The sequence below is a fragment of the Geobacillus sp. CCR genome, from assembly GCF_052906625.1.
In genome coordinates, this window is sequence record NZ_JBREBQ010000066.1 from 1 (window position 1) to 6369 (window position 6369).

Sequence of the window (6369 nt, forward strand, 5' to 3'; positions counted from 1 at the left end):
ATCCTAGTGGTATCGAAAGCACTTACGAGACCTCCTTAATGTTGATTTCACCGCTAACATTATTGCCAGGATCTCGTCAGTGCTTTCTCTTTTTTGTCACTAAATCACAAAATTTGGTGATGAACCAAAATATTAAGGACAACTTATGGTAGATAGCTTCCCCACTACAATACACAATAGAAAACAGCGGCCTCTCTCTTACAAAACCGCTGTTTACACCTGCTTCTACACCCTTGACTTTTCCTTTAATCCTATCAGATGGTCCTTCTCTTCCCTCCGGCTGAAAATCGCCGCGAGGATCGCTTCGGATATATATATATTGTTGTGCCACACGCTGAAAATCGCACTTGGAACAGCCGCCAAGGGTGAAAAATTCGCTGTGGCAATTGCCACGCTCAATCCGGAGTTTTGCATTCCTACCTCCATGGCGACCGCTTTTTGTTTAGCCAAATCCATGCCGAGCAGAAGGGGCAGGCTGAAGTCAAAGGCAACTGGACGAATCCCCCTTAACAAATTTGCCCGCCAACCGCTTGGATATCTTCTTCACGTTCGACCGTCACGTCAATGGCAATCCGCAGTCCTTTCACAATCGTTTCTAACGCCATGCTAGGCTGTCCTGGATGCCGGGCTGCTTGTTCCGGCAGATACGGAATATGGATAAATCCGGCCCGAATGGGCATCTTCACTTGGGCAATATAATGCATCAATCCGTAAAACACATGGTTGCAGACAAACGTTCCCGCTGTATAAGAGACAGAGGCTGGTATGCCGTGACGCCTCAACTCATGGACAATCGCTTTGACCGGCAAAGTTGACCAATAGCCAACAGGCCCGCCTGGAACAACGGGTTCGTCAATCGGCTGATGACCTTCGTTGTCGGGAATGCGGGCATCATTGATGTTCACCGCTATCCTTTCAACGGAAATATCGGCTCTCCCTCCCGCCTGTCCGACGCAAATCACAATATCGGGATCCACTTGCTTCATTGCATCATGCAAGATTTCTAATGATTGGCCAAATACGGTTGGAATCTCCCGAACTTCAACGATATACCGATCGTTTTTCCATCCGGCTGCTTGCTTGGCCGCCTCCAGCGATGGATTCACCGTTTCTCCTCCAAACGGATCAAATCCGGTCACGAGCACTTTTTTCATCGTATCTTCAGTCCTTTCCCGTTATCGGATTATAAATCCATGAGAGTGACCACATACATTGCAGCGATGTTGAACGCCAACAGAATCAACGCTGTCGGCACTTGCACGCGAATCACGTGGTTTTTGTCTTTCAAATCAAGCAAGGCGGCGGGCACGATGTTGAAATTCGCCGCCATCGGCGTCATCAAGGTGCCGCAGTAGCCGGAAAACATCCCGAGGGCGGCCACATGATTCGCATCGACGCCAAATTGTTTGATCAGCAGTGGAACAGCGATCCCCGCTGTCATGACCGGAAACGCGGCAAAAGCATTGCCCATGATCATCGTAAACAAAGCCATGCCAATACAATAGGCCACCACAATCCAAAACAATGAATGAGTCGGAATGATGTTTCCTACCAAATTGGACACAGCGGTGCCTACCCCAGCAGTCGTAAAAATCGTCCCTAGCGTTGCCAGCATCTGCGGCAAGAGGGCGGCCCAGCCGATTGATTCAAGCAGCCTGCGCGATTCTTTAACTGCCATAAACGGAGTGGTCCGAGTCATCGCCATGCTGACGAGCAAAGCAACGAACGTCGCTAGCCCGAGAGACACAAGAGTCACGTTTTTCGGATCGAAAAGAAAAGCGTTTCCAACCTTGACATTTTTCAGCCATGTCACACCGATGACAGTCAAAACCGGAATCAACAAGGCCGGAATGAACAGGCGATGTTTCAATCGATCGCGATGTTGTCTTCTCTCTTCCGGCGTCGCCTCTTGGTAGCTTCCGAGCTTCAATCCCCCGGTTCCGACAATGGCCACCATGATAAGCACAAGCACTCCGGTGTAAAACGGGGGAATGATGCTGCCGAACAGCAGTGTCACACCATAAAGGAAATAAAACAACCCTGATGTGAAGCGCTTCGGGTTTTGACGATCGGCAAAGGTCCACAAGCTTCCCAACACAACCACAATGCCTAAAAATATGTACACCGCTTCAATGGACAACCACATTCACTCTCTCCCCTTTCCATTCTCCCGATGAAAGAGCTTGTGAAGCGAGCGGTCCAGCCGATGCAGGCGGATGCTGTGAACGATCAGCGCGGCCACGGCCGTTGGGATCGCCCATAACGCCATATGCAGCGGATCAGAAGGAATGCCGTTTTGATCAAAAAATCCTTTCATCAACAAAATCGCTCCGATGGCGATGAACACATCCTCGCCAAAAAACAACCCGATATTGTCCACCGCTGCGGAATGAGCGCGAATGTCATCCCGGACATGATCCGGCAGTTTTCCGTATTTCGCTTCCGCCGCTCCTTCTGCCATAGGAGCGACGAGCGGACGAACCATTTGAGCATGGCCGCCGATGGAAGTAAGCCCAGCCGCTGCAGCCGCTTCCCGGATGATCAAATAAGCGGTCAAGATTCGTCCTGTTGTCGCGGCTTTGATTTTCGCCACGACACTTTCTGCCTGTTCACGCAATCCAAAACGTTCCAAAATGCCGATGACGGGCAATGTGGCGATGAACACCGCCATATACCGGTTGGTCGTAAACGCTGTTCCAAATTGTTCAATAATGTCATACAGCGATTGATGGGCGAGCAATCCTGTCGCCAATCCAGCCGCTGTCACGACAAGAAGTGGATTAATGCGAACAATGAAGCCGATGATGACGATCAACACTCCAATGAGCACCATGTTTCTCTTCTCCTCTCCAGCACATTTTACGGCAAATGTTAATACAAATCGTTACGTCGTTCACCCCACTCTATTTCTTAGTCGGCATCCCCCCTCTCCTCCATCTGTCGTTCCACATTTCGGAACAATAGTTTCAAATTTGTTATTATCATTATATAATTGGGAAAAATTAAAAATCAATAAATACTTACCGAAAATTTACTTTACAAAATAAAACATCAACTTGACCGAACCCGTCATGATACATCAAGCCCCCTCTTCGTTGCATCCCTTGCCCCTATTTTGTATCATGAATAATTAAGAGAAATTTAGCAGAAAAAGGAGGTGCCAACCATGACCAAACAACTCCCTCCCGGCCAATTCGAAACGGAAAAATGGCCGATTTTGCATGAGGGCGATGTGTACGAATTCGATGAAGCGACGTGGAATTTCCGATTGTTCGGCGATGTGAAAGAGGAAGTTTCGCTGTCGTATCAAGAAGTGATGCAGCTGCCGAAGACGGTTTCAACCATCGATATGCATTGTGTCACAACATGGTCAAAATTCGACACGACGTTTGAAGGCATCGCCTTCCGCGAGTTTTTGCGCTTTGTGGAGCTAGATCCTGATGTGAAATACGTGAAAATTTACGGATATTTAAACGGCGACCGGTTCGGTTATTCGGCGAACTTGCCGCTTGAGGCGCTCATGGGCGACGATGCCTTGTTTGTCTATCGATGGAAAGACAAGCATCACGACTGGCAGGACATCTCGCCGAAGCACGGCTATCCGCTCCGGTTCATCCCGCCAGCGACGTTTTACTTATGGAAAGGGGCGAAATGGGCGTCGGGCATCCGCTTTATGAAGGAAGATGAGCCGGGCTATTGGGAGGAGCGCGGCTATTCGATGACCGCCAATCCGTTTAAAGAGGAGCGGTTTGCCGAGTGGGTGCCGCGGATTCGCTTTTGACAAAGCAAAAAGCGAGGGGTCGGAAATCCCTCGCTTTTTGATCATCAAGCGGCTTGGCGGGATGCCGCTTGTTTCTCAAGCCAAGCACGAAGACGCCAAAAGAGAAGCTGAAATACGATGGCCGCCATCGCTCCTTTGACGGCGTTAAACGGCAAAATCGCCGATACCACCAACGCCTTCGCTTCCGGCGCGCTCATCTGCGGAGCGCCAAGGAAAAGGGTGTACGCCGGCATAAAGACGTAGTAGTTGAGCACGCTCATGACGAGCGCCATTGTCACTGTTCCCGCCGCCAACCCCAGCAGCAAGCCTTTTTTCGATGCGGCTTTCCCATAAATATAGGAAACCGGCAAAATAAACGCCGCCCCAGCGGTAAAGTTGGCGATTTGGCCGATCGGAACGCCGGTCGCACTGCCGACAAAAACATAGTTCAACACGTTTTTCAAGAGTTCGACCGCCACGCCGGCGAGCGGGCCGTACAACAGCGCGGCGACAAGCGCCGGGATGTCGCTGAAGTCGACAAGCAAAAAGTTCGGAAACGGCGGCAGCGGAAAGTTGAGCATCATGAGCACATGCGCCATGGCGCCCAACACTCCGATGCCGACAAAGGCGCGGATGGAAATGCGTTTCATGTTTGTTCTCCTCCCCTTCTCGTGATTCATCCTCACAAGAAGAAGGCTGCCGCCGCGAGCGCCAACAAAAACTCCCTTAAACCGAACGAGGCTTAAGGGAGAAAAAGGGTGTGCGCAACTAGACGTTCGCATGCGCCAAAACGAACGCCGGCAAACCTTCATCTTCTCCCATCCAGACTATACTGTCGGCTCCGGACTCGCACCGGATCCTGCCTTGCGGCTCGCGGGCTGAGAGGCCAAGCGCCTCATCACCGCCGGTCGGGAATTTCACCCTGCCCCGAAGATGAATCGCTTATCCGTTTTTTCATTATTCCGATGAATTTAGTATACAATTCCTTTTTGGATTTGTCTACGATTTTTTGCTTGCGGCTTGATTATTCCCGCATCGGAAGCGAATCTTCCGGTTCGAGCACCGGTGGGGCGACTTGAACCAAATCGGCGTATTTCAATCCCGTCCCCGTGTTGAGCACGACGACCGTCTCCCCATCACGAATCCAACCGCTCTCGCGCAGCTTTTGGGCCGCCGCAAACGCCGCCGCTCCTTCCGGGCAAATGAACGCCCCTTCGAGTTCGGCTGCCGTCCGCTGTTCAGCCAAAATCGCTTCATCGTTGACGGCAATAGCGCAACCGTCCGTCTCATACACCGCCTCAAGAACAAGAAAGTCGCCAAGCGCTTTCGGCACATTGATGCCAAACGCCACTGTATGGGCGTTCGGCCAAAACTCCGATTCACGTTTTTTCTCCTTCCACGCCTTGACGATCGGCGCGCAATGCTCGGCCTGCACAGCGACCAGCCGCGGCATGCGGCCGTCCACCCAGCCGAGCGCCTGCAGTTCTTTGATCGCCTTGTAAATGCCGATCAACCCGACGCCGCCGGTCGGATACAAAATGACATCCGGGAGCTGCCACGAGAATTGTTCGGCAATTTCCAGTCCCATCGTTTTCTTCCCTTCAATCCGGTACGGTTCTTTCAACGTCGACGCATCGTACCAGCCATATTCGCGGATTGCTTTGGCGACAATTTGCCCGGCATCGCTAATGAGGCCGTTGACTAAATACAGTTCCGCCCCAGCGATGGCGCATTCCTTTCGCGTCAGTTCCGGCGCATCAACCGGCATGACGACCGTCGCCTGGATGCCGGCTCGAGCGGCATAGAGCGACCACGCCGCACCCGCGTTGCCGTTTGTCGGCATCGCGAGCTGTTTGACGCCCAGTTCCTTTGCTTTCGACACCCCAACCGCCGCGCCGCGAGCTTTAAACGTCCCTGTTGGAATAACCCCTTCGTCTTTCATGTAGAGCGCTTCAATGCCGATTTCCCGCCCTAAGCGCTGCATCGGCACAAGCGGCGTCATCCCTTCGCCGAGCGACACGATATGTTCAGGATGCTTTACCGGCAGCAACTCATGATAACGCCATAAATTCGCTTCACGTTCCCTCAGCACATCCCTCTTGACTTTTTGGCGCATCGACTCCAAGTCGTAAGCGACAAGAAGCGGCGAACCGCATTCGCAAAGTTGATGGATTTGGTCGACATCGTATGTACGTTCACACTTTGGGCAATATAGGTGGGATACATAGCTGAATCGCAAATGACTTCTCTCCTTTCTTGCTCACTTCATCCGCACCGGACAAACGGTGTCTCCTTCACCGTTTCAGAAAGGCATAACCGGCGGCAGTTGGCTTTTTCACTATAACATAATAGCCATCGTCGGCATCTCCTCCCTCGCTTTTATGCATAATTGCGCCAAACCAGCAAACACTATAGTCGAACATTTCATGGTCCCAGCTGAATAGACTGCCAGGAGGTGATCGCAGTGGATCGAAAAACAAAAGAGGGTCTTCACCATTTTCTGTGATTTCCACTCAACCCCAGAAATATGTTAGCTGGATGAAATCGGTTCATCAGTCAGGATCCTTCTTCCGCATACAGACCACGAAGTTGGTAGAATGGAAACAGTC

The 6369-nt window shown here is 51.4% G+C and carries 6 protein-coding genes, 1 pseudogene and 1 riboswitch; of the genes and pseudogenes, 1 reads left to right on the top strand and 6 read right to left on the bottom strand.

Annotated features, from left to right (window positions below; translation table 11 throughout):
* Positions 1-225 precede the first annotated feature (225 nt).
* The 4 genes and pseudogenes from ACVBDQ_RS17335 to ACVBDQ_RS17350 all read right to left on the bottom strand — a co-directional run.
* Positions 226-465 (bottom strand): annotated as a pseudogene (locus ACVBDQ_RS17335) (transporter, sodium/bile acid symporter family protein); the annotation flags it as partial.
* A 41-nt stretch (positions 466-506) separates the two neighbouring features.
* On the bottom strand, positions 507-1154 hold the full coding sequence (gene pcp, locus ACVBDQ_RS17340) for a pyroglutamyl-peptidase I (protein WP_013523781.1): 648 nt from the start codon (positions 1152-1154) through the stop codon (positions 507-509).
* A 29-nt stretch (positions 1155-1183) separates the two neighbouring features.
* A complete protein-coding gene (locus tag ACVBDQ_RS17345) occupies positions 1184-2146 on the bottom strand; it encodes a DUF979 domain-containing protein (protein ID WP_014195863.1) in 963 nt (320 codons plus the stop codon).
* A complete protein-coding gene (locus ACVBDQ_RS17350) occupies positions 2147-2833 on the bottom strand; it encodes a DUF969 domain-containing protein (protein WP_014195864.1) in 687 nt (228 codons plus the stop codon).
* A gap of 333 nt (positions 2834-3166) precedes the next feature.
* Between ACVBDQ_RS17350 and ACVBDQ_RS17355 the strand changes: the two genes are divergently transcribed.
* Positions 3167-3781, top strand: a complete 615-nt coding sequence (locus ACVBDQ_RS17355; protein WP_021322617.1) for a sulfite oxidase-like oxidoreductase — start codon at positions 3167-3169, stop codon at positions 3779-3781.
* A 44-nt stretch (positions 3782-3825) separates the two neighbouring features.
* On the opposite strand, the gene ACVBDQ_RS17360 is transcribed toward ACVBDQ_RS17355, so the two are convergent.
* Together ACVBDQ_RS17360 and ACVBDQ_RS17365 are read right to left on the bottom strand one after the other, a co-directional pair.
* Entirely contained in the window at positions 3826-4440 is a 615-nt protein-coding gene (locus ACVBDQ_RS17360) for an ECF transporter S component (RefSeq protein ID WP_075261450.1), read from the bottom strand.
* Positions 4441-4566: 126 nt separating this feature from the next.
* Positions 4567-4699: riboswitch (FMN riboswitch) on the bottom strand.
* Positions 4700-4784: 85 nt separating this feature from the next.
* Entirely contained in the window at positions 4785-5999 is a 1215-nt protein-coding gene (locus ACVBDQ_RS17365) for a threonine synthase (RefSeq protein ID WP_446663373.1), read from the bottom strand.
* Positions 6000-6369 lie beyond the last annotated feature (370 nt).